General features: G+C 68.3%; 13 protein-coding genes. 6 read left to right on the top strand and 7 right to left on the bottom strand.

What is annotated here, in order from left to right; all coding sequences use genetic code 11:
- Positions 1-19 precede the first annotated feature (19 nt).
- Positions 20-1,195 (bottom strand): amino acid deaminase/aldolase, encoded by a 1,176-nt coding sequence (locus OG716_RS37380; protein WP_405134962.1) that lies wholly within the window; start codon positions 1,193-1,195, stop codon positions 20-22.
- Between the two features lie 91 nt (positions 1,196-1,286).
- Complete coding sequence (locus OG716_RS37375) at positions 1,287-1,769, bottom strand: TetR family transcriptional regulator (protein WP_355119051.1); 483 nt, start codon at positions 1,767-1,769, stop codon at positions 1,287-1,289.
- 431 nt (positions 1,770-2,200) lie between these two features.
- Here OG716_RS37375 and OG716_RS37370 point away from each other — a divergent pair, with 431 nt between their 5' ends.
- Entirely contained in the window at positions 2,201-2,935 is a 735-nt protein-coding gene (locus tag OG716_RS37370) for a tyrosine-protein phosphatase (protein WP_405134961.1), read from the top strand.
- A 131-nt stretch (positions 2,936-3,066) separates the two neighbouring features.
- Here OG716_RS37370 and OG716_RS37365 read toward each other — a convergent pair whose 3' ends face one another.
- Both OG716_RS37365 and OG716_RS37360 read right to left on the bottom strand, forming a co-directional pair.
- The gene (locus tag OG716_RS37365; protein ID WP_405134960.1) at positions 3,067-4,305 is read right to left on the bottom strand and encodes a class I adenylate-forming enzyme family protein; all 1,239 of its coding nucleotides are present in this window, start codon (positions 4,303-4,305) and stop codon (positions 3,067-3,069) included.
- A 133-nt stretch (positions 4,306-4,438) separates the two neighbouring features.
- Positions 4,439-5,233, bottom strand: coding sequence for an enoyl-CoA hydratase/isomerase family protein (locus OG716_RS37360; protein WP_405134959.1), 795 nt, complete (start codon positions 5,231-5,233; stop codon positions 4,439-4,441).
- 105 nt (positions 5,234-5,338) lie between these two features.
- Here OG716_RS37360 and OG716_RS37355 point away from each other — a divergent pair, with 105 nt between their 5' ends.
- On the top strand, positions 5,339-6,364 hold the full coding sequence (locus tag OG716_RS37355; RefSeq protein ID WP_405134958.1) for a glutathione S-transferase family protein: 1,026 nt from the start codon (positions 5,339-5,341) through the stop codon (positions 6,362-6,364).
- A 184-nt stretch (positions 6,365-6,548) separates the two neighbouring features.
- On the opposite strand, the gene OG716_RS37350 is transcribed toward OG716_RS37355, so the two are convergent.
- The gene (locus tag OG716_RS37350) at positions 6,549-6,968 is read right to left on the bottom strand and encodes a VOC family protein (RefSeq protein WP_405134957.1); all 420 of its coding nucleotides are present in this window, start codon (positions 6,966-6,968) and stop codon (positions 6,549-6,551) included.
- A 12-nt stretch (positions 6,969-6,980) separates the two neighbouring features.
- Positions 6,981-7,811, bottom strand: coding sequence for a helix-turn-helix domain-containing protein (locus OG716_RS37345; RefSeq protein WP_405134956.1), 831 nt, complete (start codon positions 7,809-7,811; stop codon positions 6,981-6,983).
- A 225-nt stretch (positions 7,812-8,036) separates the two neighbouring features.
- Between OG716_RS37345 and OG716_RS37340 the strand changes: the two genes are divergently transcribed.
- The 3 genes from OG716_RS37340 to OG716_RS37330 all read left to right on the top strand — a co-directional run bounded on the left by OG716_RS37340 (position 8,037) and on the right by OG716_RS37330 (position 10,796).
- The gene (locus OG716_RS37340) at positions 8,037-8,756 is read left to right on the top strand and encodes a hypothetical protein (protein ID WP_405134955.1); all 720 of its coding nucleotides are present in this window, start codon (positions 8,037-8,039) and stop codon (positions 8,754-8,756) included.
- Positions 8,753-9,697 carry an ABC transporter ATP-binding protein gene (locus OG716_RS37335; protein WP_405134954.1) on the top strand — a complete coding sequence of 315 codons (945 nt, stop codon included), beginning with the start codon at positions 8,753-8,755 and terminating at the stop codon, positions 9,695-9,697. Before OG716_RS37340 ends, OG716_RS37335 begins: the two co-directional genes overlap by 4 nt.
- A 304-nt stretch (positions 9,698-10,001) precedes the next feature.
- The gene (locus OG716_RS37330; protein WP_405134953.1) at positions 10,002-10,796 is read left to right on the top strand and encodes an ABC transporter permease subunit; all 795 of its coding nucleotides are present in this window, start codon (positions 10,002-10,004) and stop codon (positions 10,794-10,796) included.
- A 119-nt stretch (positions 10,797-10,915) separates the two neighbouring features.
- Here OG716_RS37330 and OG716_RS37325 read toward each other — a convergent pair whose 3' ends face one another.
- Positions 10,916-11,455 carry a VOC family protein gene (locus OG716_RS37325; RefSeq protein ID WP_355119071.1) on the bottom strand — a complete coding sequence of 180 codons (540 nt, stop codon included), beginning with the start codon at positions 11,453-11,455 and terminating at the stop codon, positions 10,916-10,918.
- A gap of 162 nt (positions 11,456-11,617) precedes the next feature.
- Here OG716_RS37325 and OG716_RS37320 point away from each other — a divergent pair, with 162 nt between their 5' ends.
- A complete protein-coding gene (locus OG716_RS37320) occupies positions 11,618-15,613 on the top strand; it encodes an ABC transporter ATP-binding protein (protein WP_405134952.1) in 3,996 nt (1,331 codons plus the stop codon).
- Positions 15,614-15,708: the final 95 nt, after the last annotated feature.

Genomic DNA, 15,708 nt, shown 5'->3' with positions numbered 1-15,708 from the left:
GCAGTTCCCCCGCAGGCGATCAGCCGAAGTTCTGACCTTCACCGCGATAGGTCGGCACTTCGATGCGGGTGCCGCCGGCATCGACGAGGTTCACCTGATTGAAGCGCTCGCAGAGCTCTCCTGCCTTGGCGTGCCGGAACCAGACACGGTCGCCGATGGCGAGCCCTTCGGCTCCGGTGAGCGGAGTCTGCACTTCGCCCGCCCCCTCGGTACCGATCAGGCTCAATCCCTTGGGCCACACCGGTTTCGGCACGCGGGAGGCGCCGGTGGGACCGGAGGCGATATAGCCGCCGGAGAAGACGGTGGCGATGCCCGCGGCGGGGTGGCGCAGCACCGGCATGGCGAAATACATTGCCGGGCGCGGAGCCAGATTGCGATAGCCGTCGAAGAGCGTGGGCAGATAGAGCCCGGACCCGGCGGTCACCTCGGTGACATTCGAATCGGAAATGCTGACCTCGATGGAGCCGGTGCCGCCGCTGTTGACGATCTCCAGCTCACCGACCTCATTGCGCACCGCGTCCAGCACCTGCCGGCGGCGCCGCCCGATTTCGAAGGCGGACGCCTTCTTCACCAGTCGCACAGCGGGATTCGTATCCGGCAGCCCGGCGATCTGCGCCTCATAGGTCATCACGCCGACCACACGGAAACCGCGGCGGCGGGCCGTACCGGCCAGCCGCCCGGCCTGTTCGGGCGTGCGAATGGGCGAGCGGCGCACACCCAGATGCAGCGGCCCGATCCGCAGCGAGGCGTCCACGTCGATACACACACGGGGAGAGACCTTTTCGCCGACAGCGGCGCGAATCAGATCGAGCTGATCGACATCGTCGATCATGAGGGTGATGGAATCAAGCAGCACCGGATCGGCGGCCAGCTTGGCCAGCGACCCGCGATCGGTGGCCGGATAACCCAGCAGGATGTCGCGGGCCCCGAGCCCGGCCAGCCAGAGCGCCTCCGCGAGCGAGTAGCCCATGATGCCGGCGAAACCGCCGGACTTGGTCAGGTCGCTGCCGAGGACCTCCTGGAGTACGGCGCGGCAGCGGACGGATTTACTGGCCACCCGCACGGGGACCCCGCGCGCACGGCGAACCAGATCGACGGCATTGGCGCGCAGCGCGGCCAGGTCGAGGGCGGCCAGCGGCGGATCCAGTTCGGCGGTGGCCGCGTGCAGGCCGGAAATCGGCGACGTTTCGGTCACCAGTTCATTCGACCACGAAACTGGTCATGCGTCCAGCAATTGGGCGAACGCACAGGAACTTCGAACACACAGGAACTTCCAACAGGGCCCGTCAGAGGTCGACGGCCTTGGTCGACAGGTAGGACACCAGATCGTCCAGCACAACCAGCGATATCTCGTCATCGCAGTCGGCCAGCCAGCGCAACACCATCCCCTGGATGACAGCCACCAGATAGGCGGCGATCGCATCCACCGGCTCCAGCCACTGCGTGCCGGAACGCTTGGAACACATCTCGAGGAACTCGGTGACGTCCGCATCGAGCCCGCGGAACATGGCCGAGGCCTGCAGATCGGGCACACAGACGCCCCCGCCGCCTTCCCAGCGGCGGCGCAGAATGACCAGCGTGGACTCGTAGGCACGAATCTGCCGCTCGGGCGAGGATTTCAACATCGGCCACAGCGCGCTCACGCCCGCATGCAGCAGCACTCGTAACGCGCGACTACCGGTGATATCGAGCGATGCCGCCGCCTTCTCGATGGCCTCTGCCATGGCCGGACGCAATCCGACCTGGACGATTTCTCCACTAGCGCTCAACTACAACTCCCTATAGCGAAAGAACTCACACAACTAGGTTGCGGAGCTCGCTCAACGGGTTTGCAGATCAGCACTGACCCCCGAGCATGACCCGGCGTACCCGTTCAACAGGTATCAACGATACGTCGTTTTCTGGGTGCATGACCAGCTTTGATAGCCAATTTCGTACCGGGAGAATGTTTCGTTACCTAATCGGAACTCGCTCGCGATCGAATAGGAATCGCTGAATTCCCGAAACGCCCCGGTAAATCGGACATTGGAACCGAACGGTATTTTACGGACTTCGGTTCGCTCAAAGATACCGACTGTGCCAGAGCCCACAGGGCCGAACCGCAGGTCGTCTGCGCAACGCGCCGGTCACGACACGGAATTCACGTCCGGTGAGCGGCCAGGACACCTCCCGTTCGGACGCCCACCGATAGCCTGTCGGGGTGACTTCAGCGCGGCACGATCCGTTCCTGCTCACCGGCACCTTCAACTTCCGCGATGTGGGCGGGGCCCGCACCACGGCCGGCAACCACATCCGCAGTGGAGTACTGCTGCGCTCGGCCCAGCTCAGCCGGCTCGACGCGGAAGGGCATGCCCGCATGCTCGAACTCGGCGTCACCGATGTGCACGATCTGCGCGGGCACGCCGAAATCGACTACATCGGCCATGACGTGCTCCCGGACCAGGTGCGCCTGCATGTGACGCCCTTCGACTCGCACATCGGCGAAACCCCCCCGAACGAAGCCCGCAATCCGGCCACCGCCGGCCTGCACATGGTCGAGGTCTACCGGCTCTTCCCCGCCATGCCCGAGGCGCACACCGCCATCAAGGCCCTGGCCGACTCCGTGCTCACCGGCACCGCGCTAGTGCACTGTGCCGCGGGCAAGGATCGCACCGGCTGGTCCGTCGCCACCCTGCTGCGCGCCGTCGACGTCGTCGAGGAGGACGTCTACGCCGACTACCTGCTCAGCAATGACGCCGTCCCCACCCTGCGCGCCTTCATGGCCATGGAATCGGACGAGGAGATCTCCGACGACCTGCTCGGCGTGCGCGCCGACTACCTCGACACCGCCACCAGCGCCATGAACGATATGCACGGCGACCTGGACGGCTACCTGTCCCACATCGGCATCACCGCCGACCAGCGCACCGCCCTCCGCACCCGCTTCATCGAATGAGCTACTGACCCAAGATATTTCGGCGCCACCCGTCGTATCGGCATGCTTTCGGCCAGGATCCACACTCATTGTGCATGCGCGGCCAGCGTGGATCCCGGCCGAAAGCGCGCCGGGATGACGAAGGCCTGCCGCTAGTCGGACGGCGCGCGGCGGACGAGGCCGTCCGGGTCGATGCTGACGTGGTTGCCGGTGTGGAACCACGGGCCGGTGAAGCGGGATTGGGTGGTTTGCGGGTCGTTCCAGTAGCGGGGGGCGACATTCGGGCCGCGGCAGAGCAATTCGCCGCGGCCGGTGTCGGCGCGGGGGCCCCAGAGGGCGAGTTCGGTTCCGCCGAAGGCGAATCCGAGCACATCGCGGGCGGCGGTGCCGTCATCGCGGGCCAGGCCGATACCGCTGGTCTCGGTGGCGCCCCAGACCGACCACTGGCGGGCCTCGGGGAAGATCTCGCGGAGCGTGGCGGCCACCGAATCCGAGGCGGCGGGATCGGCGGCGGCGAGTTCGGCGCGATGCCCGGCGCTGCAGACCTGGCGCACGTGATCCAGGCGCAGACCCGCAAGTTCCGGCAGCAGGCCCGCAAAGATTCTGGGAGTGGCAGAAACCATGTCTATTCGTTCCGCGACAAGGGTTTCCGCGACGGCCGCCCGGTCCGGGACCAGGACCACCGTGCCGCCCACCGCGAAGGTCGGCAGCAGCTGATCCACCACACCGCTGGCATGCGCCAGCGGCAGCAGCACCAGATTGCGCAAGCCCTCGGTCGGCAGATCCAGCGCGCCGACCACGGATCGAATTGCGGAGAGCAGGTTTTCGTTCGTCAGCTCCACCCCGCGCGGGCCGGTCTCGGCGCCCGGGCTGGTGTAGCAGAGCAGGGCCAGCTCACCGAGGGACGCACCGTCGTCGATGAATGCGGCGCCATCGGGCAGCGCCTCCAGATAACCGGCCGCGCTACCGCCGCCGTCCAGGATGTAATCGGCGGCGGCATCGCGAATCACGCGCTCCGCCACCGCATCCGGGAGCCCGTCGTGCACCAGTACCGGCACCGCGCCGGACAGCAGCGCGCCCAGGAAGGCCTGCACCCAGCGCACCCCCACCGGCATTCGTACTGCGACCCGGTCGCCGTAACCGATTCCGTGCTCCTGCAATCCTCCTGCTATCCGGGAGGCGGAGTACCAGAGTTCGCGATAGGTGAGGCGGGGGCCGCCGATCTCGACCACCGCCTCCCGGGCGGCGAAGGTATGCACCTGAATGTCCAGCAGTTCGGTGAGCGCCGGAGTCAGGTTCCCGTATCGCAGCACGCCATCGGCGCCGCGAGCAAGAGGGTTGGCGCACCAGGCATTTCGCGAGTGCGGGTATTCGACCAGTAACTGCGACATCCGTCCCTCCGAGCGCCTCGAGCCTGCAGGCACCAGTGACTATATGATGCACATCACATGTTTGGGCGGATTGTCGGCAAACGTAGTCGAGCCGTCACGACCCGGAAACGAATCCGGCGGTACGGCAAACGGTTCAGCGACCGGTGTAGGTGGCCTTTCCGGGGCCGGCCTCGAGGAAGCTCCGCACCGCGTTCTGCAGGTCCTCGGTGGCGAAGAGCTGGCCCGATACCTGCGGCGTCACCGAATCCGCATGCGCCACACCACCGGAACGCCAGGCCTCGATGATCTCCTTGGTCGCGGCGTGCGCACGGGTCGGCCCATCGGCGAGTCGCGCCAGCAGTGCGCGCGCGGCCGTGTCGACGTCCTCGTGCACGGCATTGACCACACCCCAGTCGGCCATGGTCGCCGCGTCGTACAGGTCACCGGTCATGACGAATTCGCGGGCGCGACCGGAACCGGCGCGCTCGGCCAGCCGCTGCGGGCCGCCCATGGACGGGGTCAGACCGACCACCGTCTCCACCAGACCGAACTTCGCCCGGGGCGCGGCCAGAATGATGTCGCAGGCCAGCGCGATCTCGAAGGCCGCGGTCAGGGTCAGGCCGTGCGCGGCGAAGATGACCGGGCAGGGCAGCGACTCCAGCGGATGGATAATGCGCGCGAACAGCGTCTGCCACAGGTGCGCGCCCTCCGCCATCGACAGTCCGTCGAAGACGTGTACATCCACACCACCGGACACCAGCTTGCCCTCGGCGCGCAGCAGCACCGCGCGCGGCGGCTCGGCGGCCAGCTCCTCGATATCGGCGGCGATCGCCTCGAACAGCGCCTTGTCGAAGAGGTTCAGCGGCGGGTTGGCGATGGTGAGAATCGCGGCCTGCGCACCCCCCTCGGTGACGATGCGTTCCAGGCGGGTGGGCTTCATGTCGGTCATCAACTGAATGTATGCGCAGTCACTTCCCTGGAACAGACCGGGCTCGCCGCCGACGCGCGCCGTCGGCCACCGTCGCGACGGCATCCGATCTGCGAGACTGGCCGGGTGACCACGTCGAAATCGGAGCCAGGCAGCTACGTCGAACCCGGCGAGTTCAAGCGCGATACGAACTACATCACCACGCGTATCACCGCCGACGGGCGCGACGGATATCCGGTCGAACCCGGCCGCTACCGGCTGATCGCGGCGCGCGCCTGCCCCTGGGCCAATCGCACCATCATCGTGCGCCGGCTGCTGGGGCTGGAATCGGCGCTGTCCCTGGGACTGTGCGGGCCCACGCACGATAAGCGCAGCTGGACCTTCGATCTGGATCCCGGTGAGGTGGATCCGGTGCTGGGGATTCACTTCCTGCGCGATGCCTATCTGGCGCGGTATCCCGACTATCCGCGCGGCATCACCGTGCCCGCCGTGGTGGATGTGTCGACCGGGCAGGTCGCCACCAACGACTACGCGCAGATGACCCTCGACTTCTCCACCGAGTGGGCCGAATACCACCGGCCCGGCGCACCCGCGCTGTATCCCGAGGATCTGCGCGAAGAGATCGACGTGGTCAACAAGCGCGTCTACACCGAGGTCAACAATGGCGTCTACCGCTGCGGATTCGCCGGTGACCAGGACGCCTACGACGCCGCCTACGACCGGCTCTTCACCGCCCTGGACTGGCTCACCGAACGACTCTCGACGCAGCGATATCTGGTGGGCGACACCATCACCGAGGCGGATGTGCGGCTGTTCACCACACTGGTCCGCTTCGATCCGGTCTACCACGGCCACTTCAAATGCAATCGGGAGAAGCTCACCGAACTCCCGGTGCTGTGGTCCTACGCCCGCGACCTCTACCAGACACCGGGCTTCGGCGACACGGTCGACTTCACGCAGATCAAGCAGCACTACTACATCGTCCACACGGACATCAACCCCACACAGATCGTCCCCAAGGGCCCCGACCTGGCCAACTGGCTGACCCCGCACGGCCGGGAAGCCCTGGGCGGCAAGCCCTTCGGCGACGGCACCCCGCCTCCCCCGCCACTCCTGACCGAGCGTGTCCCCACCGCACACACCCCGGGCTGACCCGCGCAGGACCCCGTCATCCCGGCATGCGTTTGGCCGGGATCCACATCCTCAGCGCCCCAACAGCTTCCGGCGCTATCGGGTGCGAGCGGGGGCGAGCGGGGGCGAGCGGGGGCGAGCGGGGGCGAGCGGGGGCGAGCGGGGGCGAGCGGGGGCGAGCGGGGGCGAGCGGGGGCGAGCGGGTTCAGTGCGACTGGGCGCCCCGGTAGGTGCCGAAGCTCCAGTAGACGCCCTCGGGGTCGCGGCAGGTGAAACCACGGGATTCGTAATCGGTTTCGTCGGTGAGGTCCTTGGTGATCTCGGCGCCTGCCGCCTTGACGCGGGCATAGACGGTATCCGGATCATCGAGGGCGATGTAGACCGAGCCCGCGCCCGGCGGCTGGCAGGCCAGCGCCATGTTCTCGCGGACGGAACCGAGCATGACGGCGCCGCCACCGGGCCAGGCCAGCTCGGCGTGATCGACGACGTCGCCTTCGCCGTAGCTGGCGGTGGTTTCGAAGCCGAAGGCGTGCTCCAGGAAGGTGATGGCGGCACGGGCGTCGCGGTAGACCAGGGTCGGCCACACAACGGTCGCGGTCTTTACTGAGGATGTCGTATCTGTCATGGGATCAGCCTCCTACCTGGGGGGCTGTTGGTCTTGGACGAATGGGAACTCCTCGCGTTCCCGCCACACCGACGGCGGGAGACCGGCCAGTTCCCGCCATTCGCGGGCCATATGCGCCTGGTCGTAGTAGCCGCAGAGCGCCGCGGTCTCGGCCAGCGACGGGGGTTCGGGGCGGCACAGCGTGGCATGGGAACGTTCGAAACGGGCGATGCGCGCGACATCCTTCGGGCTCACCCCGAGTTCGGCGGTGAAGCGATTGACGAGATGCCTGCGGCTCCAACCTATTTCGTCGGCGACCGCGGCTACCCGGACCGTGGTTTCGGGACCGGAGAGCAGATCCCAGGCGTGTGTGAGCTCCGGATCCCACGACACCGGCAGCAACTGCCGCAGCAGAATCTCATCCAGCACAGTGAAACGCTCGGGCCAGCTAGGAGCCGACCCGAGCCGCTCGCGCAACTCCCCGGCCCGCGGACCCAGTACGTCCGCCAGATCGACGATCCAAGAACCCAGCGCTGCGGCCGGAGCCCCGAACAACGCCCGGCATCCCTGCGGCGTCAAGGCCAGCTGCACGCCGTACTGATAACCGTTGTGCGCGATCACGCACGGGCGAGTGGTCAGCCCGCTCGCCAACATCTCCCATGTCCCACCCGCCTGGTCCGGATGACAGGAGACCTCCACCTCGATCGGCTCATCGATGGTGATGATCACCGTCAGCACCGAACCGGGCATGCCCACATGCGTTCCCGGCGCAAAGCCACGCAGCAAATAGCCCTCGTAACCGAGGACGTACGGACGCAACCGCGGATCGGGTATCCCGCTCGCGCCTTCCGATACACCGGCCACAATTCACGGTAGGCCCCCGCGCCTCCTACCGTCGACTCACGCGACAACTGATTTCGCAACCTTCGGGGTAACTTCGGGGGGACGTCCAGAGCTTGGGGACGGCACCCCACCGCAGCCCGGGCGCGAGACCGTCGGGGTGCCTGAGCGACCGGCAGAAGGCGCGGAGGGGCGGGACAGTGCAATAGAGTCTGCAGCGGAGGACCGCGCGAAGTAAGGGGTGTGTCGATGTTCAAGGCCGGGTTCGAGAAAGCGGTCGTCTCGCTCCTCGACAATGGGGCGCAGGTGCAGGGGCCCGCTGTCACGAAATATGTGCAGCGGCTGCGGGACACCCATCCCGGTGAATCCCCCGCCGAGATCGTGACGCGCATCGAGAAGCTCTATCTGAACACCGTGACCGGCAGCGGCACCGCGGTCGGCGCGACCGCCGCGATTCCGGGGGTCGGCACCGCCGCCTCGCTCGCGGCCATGAGCGCCGAGACCGCGTTCTTCCTGGAGGCGTCGGCGGTGTACACGCTCGCCGTCGCGGCCGTGCACGGCGTCGCCCCCGAGGATCGGGAACGCCGCCGCGCCCTGGTGCTGGCGGTGGTACTCGGCGAGACCGGTATGGAGATCGTGCAGAAGAGTGTCGCCGGCTCCGCCAAGAACTGGGGCGGCCTGCTGGCCACCGGCAAGATCCCCGGCATCGGCGCGCTGAACGACACGCTGCTCAAACGATTTTTGACCCGCTTCCTCGCCAAGCGCAGCGCGCTCATGGTCGGCAAGATCATTCCGGCCGGTATCGGCGCGGCCATCGGCGGATTCGGCAATCGGGCGCTGGGCCACCGCCTGATCGACAACGCCCGCAATGCCTTCGGCGCACCGCCACAGACCTGGCCGCGACCGCTGGTGATCGATGCCGACCCGCTGCCCGCCGTGGAAGCCGCACCCCGGATTCCGAAGCAGTGACCCAGGCCCGACCGCTCGCCTTCGCCGCCGCCGGGCTGAGCAAGACCTTCGATACCTGCACCGCGGTTGATGACGTGAGCTTCGTGGTGCCCGCCGGCAAGGTGGCCGCCCTGGTCGGCCCGCCCGGCGCGGGCAAGACCACCGTGCTGCTCATGCTGCTCGGCCAGCTGACGCCCAGCTCCGGCACCGCGCGCGTCGGCGGGCCGGAGTCCGGTGCCGGACGCGGACGGCAGTCGGTGGGCGCGGTGCTGTCGCCCCGCGGCCTGCACCCGGCGCGCACCGTGCGCGGGCAATTGCGCGTATTCGCTGCTGCCGCAGGCGCTTCCGCGGCCCGCGTGCACGAACTGCTCGCGCTGACCCGGCTCGATTCGGTGGCGGACGAACGCATCGGAAACCTGCCGGTCGGGGCGCAGACCCGTACCGCGCTGGCCATCGCCCTGCTCGGCAATCCGCCACTGCTGATTCTCGACGACCCCGCCGACGGCCTCGACCCCGGCGAAAACGCCTGGCTCACCGAGTATCTGAACGCGCACACCCGCCGCGGCGGCACCGTCCTGCTGACCTCCCGCACGCTGAGCGCGGCCCTGCCCATCGCGGACGAGCTGATCGTCCTCGATGCCGGCAAGGTCACCTACCAGGGCAGCCCCGCCCGGCTGCGCCGCAGCCACCCGGATCGCCTGCTGGTCAAGGCCTCCAGCCCGATCGCCCTGGCCACCACCCTGGCCGCCCAGGGCTTCACCGACGCCGTCATGCGCCCCGACGGCCGCCTCGCCGTCGCCGAAGCCTCACTGACACAACTCGAATCGGCCGCCGCCACCGCCCGCGTCCAACTCACCGAAATCACCCCCGAACACATCCACCCCGACCAGGTCCTGGCCGCGCTCACCCGCCCGACCACCACGCCCTACCCCGCACCGGCCATGTACGGAATGCCGCGTTGAGCGCACTCCAGCACAACCCCGGATCACCCGGCGGCGGAACGGCTGTCGTCCGGGCGGGGTCCATGCCGCATGCCCCCGGACAACGGAATGCATTGCGGCACTCCCGGACTCGCGGAGCACCGCCGCTTCGGGCTTCCGCCCCCCTGTGGATCGTTCGAACTGCTCGGCCTCCGGCCGCGACCAGTGGCGGTCGGCAGAGTCCGGCTGATGCGGGGGGAATCTCATATGCCACTGTCATCGCGATTCCTGTCCTCGGCGGCATGAGTACCGCGGCGGCTGATGGTTTACGACGAAAGGACCTTCGATGATTCTGACCGCTGTGCCGGATTCCGTGCTGCGGGCGGCGAATTCGGAGGTGCGCAAGGTGACCTCGCTGCGGTCGAGCCGGATGCTCGCCGCAGTGGCGGCCGGGGTCGGGGTGGTGACGTTCGCGGTGCTGGGGATGGTTTTCCAGGAGGCCGATTCCAGCCATAAGCACACGTTCATCGGCGCGGTCGGGCCGGCGGCGGTCGCGGCCGCCGGGGCACTGCTGCTGGCGGTCGTGCTGTCGGCGGTGTTCGGAGCGCTGTCGTCGGGGTCGGAGTATCGGTACGGGACATTGGCGGTGAACGCGCAGTTCACGCCGGACCGGAATCTGCTGCTGGGCTCGAAACTTGCGGTGACAGCCGGGTTTTCGCTGGCGGTCGTGCTGGTGCTGGAGGTGCTCGGCGGGGCTGTGCTGACACTGTTCGGGCGCGATCGCGTACAGCTCGGCGGTGCGCTGTTCGCCGTTCTGGGCGGAGTGGCGCTGGCCGCCGTGTGCTGGTCCGTGATCGGCGCGGCGCTCGGATTCGTCTTCCGTTCGCCGACACAGGCAATGGCGGCGATGCTCGCGACGGCCGTGCTCGAACCGCTGGTATGGCTGACCGCCCGGGCCGTGGGGTTCGCGGGCTTCGCGACGCTGCTGCCCATTTCGGCCACCGTGGGCACCGTGACCGACGGCAGCTATGCCAAGAGCGACTTCATCGCCCCGACCCCGGCAGCCATTGCGGTACTGATCCTTTGGACCGCGGGCGCGGTCGCGGCCGCGTGGTGGATCCTCACCACCCGCGACCTCTGACCCACTCGACCCGGTCCGCTCTGCTCGACCCAGTCAGCCACGCCCACTCGGTCAGCCCTGCCCACTCGGTCAGCCCTGCCCACTCGGTCAGCGCTGCCCACTCGGTCAGCGCTGCCGACTCAGTCAGCAGGGCGGTCCGCGAAGAGCCGACGCCAGACCTCGTGATCGGTACGCGGACCGCCGGGGGTATCCGCGCCGTACTTCGCGATCAGGCCGGGTAGGTCGAGCGGGGTGGTGGGCGCGGCCATATTCGTCAGCTCCTCCTCGACCGCGGCATCCGGAACCAGCCAGCAGACCTCGAATTCGATGCCGTCCGGATCGGCGGCATAGAGCGCCTTGGTGGAGCCGTGATCGGAGGCCCCGCGCAGCACGCCCGCCGTGGTCAGCGCATCACGCATGCGCTGCAATTCGGCGAGCGTATTCACCTCCCAGGCCAGGTGATACAGCCCGATACGCCCGGTGCGGTGCTCGACCGACGGGTCCGGGGACTGGAACAGGCCCAGATCATGATCATTGGCCGACCCCTCCGCCTGCAGGAACACCGCGCCCGGAAAACCGCCGGGCAGCCGGCGGAAACCCAGTACCTCGCCGTAGAAGGCCGCCGAGCGCTCCACATCGGAGACGAACAGAACAGCATGGTTGAGACGCTGGATCGGCATGAGTGCGGCTCCAATTCGAGTTGTCGTGGTGCCCTCCAGCGGACCATGCCCACACCACCGGGCACAAGCCAACATCCCACTTCGCACCCCGGCGCGCGAGATGTGTCGGTGGTCGGGAACAAACTGGGGGGAGGGTCGTCGTTACGGGTTCAGGTGAGCGCGATGAAGGTGGATGAGGCCGGGGTGGAGAAAACAGGGGCGGACCAGGCGAGATCGGCACAGTCGGAGGCAGGCGCCCCCGGCTGGCTGCGACGGCTCTGGGAGCGATGCCGGCAACACCCGTGGTTGCTCGCCGGGATCGGCGCGGCCGTGCTGGTGGGCGCGACGGTGGAGGTCATCGGGCCGCTGCTGGCCAAGCGCGCACTCGACGGAGCCACTGCCGGGAACAGCGGAATCATCACCGCCATGGCCTGGCTGCTGGGCATGCTGGCCGTGGGCCGGTTCCTCGCCTCCTACGGGCGGCGCATGTCGGCCGGGCGGCTCGCCCTCGATGTGCAGCACGAACTGCGCGTGGATCTGCTTGCGGCGCTGCAGCGTTTGGACGGCCGCGGGCAGGACGCACTGCGCACCGGCCAGGTCGTCTCCCGATCGATCAGTGATCTCACCCTCGTACAGGGCCTGATCGCCATGGGACCGTGGTCCGCGGTGGCGGCCCTGCAATTCGTGCTCGCCGCGGCCATCATGCTGTGGCTCTCCCCGCTGCTGGCCCTGACGGCACTGCTGGTGGTTCCGGCGCTGGCGGTGGTCGTCTACCGGGTACGGCCGCGGCTGTACGCGGCCACCTGGTCGGCGCAGCAGCGTGCCGCCGATGTGGCCCAGCATGTGGAGGAGACCGTCACCGGCGTGCGCGTGGTGAAGGGCTTCGGGCAGGAAGCCCGCATGGTGGATCTGCTGGAGCGGCAGGGCAGACGGCTCTATGCCGAGCGCATGCGCGCCGCCCGCATCGACGCCCGATTCGGGCCGACGCTCTCGGCCATCCCGCAGGCCGGGCTGGTCGCGGTGATCGCGGCGGGCGGTGTGCTGGCCCTGCACGGCGCCATCGGGCTCGGGACCTTCCTGGCCTTCACCGCCTATGTCTCGACCATGACCAATGCCACCCGCACGGTCTCCATGGTGGTGGTGATGGCGCAGCTGACCCGGGCCGCGGCCGAACGTGTGCACCAGGTGATCGACAGCGCGCCCGAACAAACCGATCCCGCGCATCCGGTGGCGCTGCCGGACGGACCGCTCGGCATCGAAATCTCCGACCTGACCTTCGGATTCGACCCGGAACGCCCCATTCTGGACGATTTCGATCTGACCGTGGCGCCCGGCGAGACGGTCGCCATCATCGGCCCCGCGGGCTCCGGCAAATCCACGCTGTCGCTACTGCTCCCCCGCTTCTACACCCCGGACTCGGGCCGGATCAGCCTGTACGGCAAGAACTCCCGAGCCGATGTCGCCGATCTGCGCGCCGCCGACCTGCGTTCGGCGGTGGGCGTGGTCTTCGACGAGGCCTTCCTGCTGTCGGACACCATTGCCGCCAATATCGGCCTCGGCAATCCCGATGCCACCGATGCCGAAATCCGCACGGCCGCAACCCGGGCCGCCGCCGACGACTTCATCGAGGCGCTCCCCCAGGGCTACGACACCGTGGTCGGCGAACGCGGCCTCACCCTCTCCGGCGGCCAGCGCCAGCGCATCGCCCTGGCCCGCGCCCTGCTCGCGAATCCCCGCATCCTCATCCTCGACGATGCGACCTCCGCCGTGGACGCCCTCACCGAGGCCGCCATCTTCGCGGCCCTCCCCACCGGCGAGTCCCGCACCACCCTCATACTGGCCCATCGCGAATCCACCCTCACCCACGCCGATCGCATCATCCGCCTCCCCGGACCCGTAGCGCACGCGAATCCGGCCCAGGATTCGCCCGCAGGCGACAGGTCCGGAACAGTCTCCGGCGCAACACGATTCACCACCGAGGAGAGGCCACCTGCCGGATCGGGGGAAGGCCCGGCAGCAGCCGATGACGAACCAGCCGAAGCGTTTTCCCGCCGCAGGACCGCACCGGGCTCGGACGCAACACCATTCGCGACTCGATCACCGAACGGCCATGCCGTGCAGGGTGAACGGGCCAGGCCCCTAGACGGGCAGGCCGCGTCGGCGCGACAGGACGGGCCGGACGCACCGGACGGGGGCGGCTCCATCGCGGAGCTGGATCCGGAGACGCCGGCGGAGGTTCGGCGGGTGCTCGCGAAGTTGCACGCGGCGACGGAGGAGCCGGGGCTGGACGGGCGAGAGTTGCGGGCGGCCGATCCGGAATTCCGGCTAGGGAAGGCCATGCGGGCGGTGCGGTGGCTCGTGGTGGCGGCGGTGCTGCTGCTGGCGATGGATGCCATGGTGGGCGTGGCATTTCCGTCGATCATGCGGTATGCGATCGATGGTGGTGTGACCAGGCACGATGGCGGGGCGCTGGTGCGCGCGGCGGTGATCGGGGCGGTGCTGGCCGGGGTGGGATGGCTGGCCGCTTCGACGGCGCTGGTGTGGGGTTCGCGGGCCGGTGAGCGGATTCTGTTCGGGCTGCGGGTGCGCAGTTACGCACATCTGCAGCGGCTCGGGCTGGACTACTACGAGCGCGAACTCTCCGGGCGAATCCTGACCCGCATGACCACCGATATCGACGCCCTCTCCACCTTCCTGCAGACCGGCGTGCCGGATGCGCTGGTGAGCCTGCTCATGCTGGTGGGCATCGCGGTGGCGCTGCTGGTGATCGATACGCAGCTGGCCCTGGTGGTCTTCCTGTCACTGCCGCCACTGCTGCTGGCCACCTGGTGGTTCCGGCGCGCCTCCGATGCCGCGTACACCGAATCGCGCGAGCACGCGGCCACCGTCAACGCGGACTTCGCCGAGAATGTGGCGGGACTGCGTGTGGTGCAGGCCAATCGGCACGAGCGGTTCTCCTCCGAGCGCTTCGCGCAGTACTCCGACCGCTACCGGATCAGCCGCATGCGCGCGCAGCGAGCGATCTCGGTGTTCTTCGCCTTCGTCGGCTCCTGGGCCGATATGGCGCTCGCGGTCGTCGTGTTCACCGGCGCGCACGCGGTCGCGAACGGCGCGACCACCCCGGGCACCCTGGTGGCCTTCGTGCTGTATCTGGAGTTGCTGTTCGGCCCGATCAGCCAGCTGTCCCAGCTCTTCGACGGGTACCAGCAGGCCCGAGTCGGGTTGCGGCGCATCGGGGAGCTGCTCGCGACACCGTCCTCGATCGCCGCCGACGCCCCTGATGCGGTCACCATCGCGGACCGGCTGCACGGCGAGGTGGTCTTCGACAATGTGCGTTTCAGCTATCCGGGCACCGATACCCGGGCCCTGGACGGGGTCAGCCTGCACATTCCGCCGGGCACCAGTCTGGCGCTGGTCGGCGCCACGGGTGCGGGCAAATCGACCATCGTGAAACTCCTGGCCAGGCTCTACGACATGCCCTATGACGGAAATCACGATCATCGGCGCCCGGTCGGACAAGTCGCAATAGCCGATTCGCATGACACTCATCGCAGCGCCGGCGAACACGGCGAAATCCGGGTGGACGGGGTCGATATCCGCGACTACCGGCTCACCGGCTACCGATCACGGTTGGGTGTCGTCCCTCAGGAAGCTCACTTATTCACCGGAGACATCGCCAGCAACATTGCATTCGGCAAACCTTTTGCGAAGTCAGCGGAGATCGAGGCCGCGGCCGCGGCCGTCGGCGCGCTGGCGACCATCAACGCTTTACCACTGGGAATGCGCCAACCGGTGGGTGAACGCGGTCGCGGGCTTTCCGCCGGGCAGCGACAGCTGATCGCGCTGGCCCGCGCGGAGCTGGTGCATCCCGATCTACTGCTGCTCGATGAGGCCACCGCGGTGCTGGATCCGGCCGCCGAGGCATCGGTGCTGGTAGCGAGCGAATCGGTAACGCGGGGGCGGACCGCGATCATTGTCGCGCACCGCCTCGCGACCGCCGCGCAGGCCGATCTGATCGCCGTTGTCGAACACGGCCGGATCGCCGAAATCGGCACTCATGAAGAACTGCTATCAACACGCGGCGGCTACTCCCGCCTGTGGGCTGCGGCGCAGGCTACGGAAGGAATATTCTCAGTCGAGGACGAGTCGTCACAAGGGAGCGTGTCCGCTCGGTGGTAGTCCATGCCCATGGGCTAACCGGGGTGGGCATATCCTCAGAGGGGGCGCATCGGCGCGCATCGAGCCGATTACCCGTGCCGGGCACGTCACAAACG

The organism is Nocardia sp. NBC_01388 (genome assembly GCF_045040085.1).
Lineage (GTDB): Bacteria > Actinomycetota > Actinomycetes > Mycobacteriales > Mycobacteriaceae > Nocardia.
The sequence above is the reverse complement of the archived record's forward strand: the minus strand, read 5'-3'. Positions and strand labels throughout refer to the sequence as shown.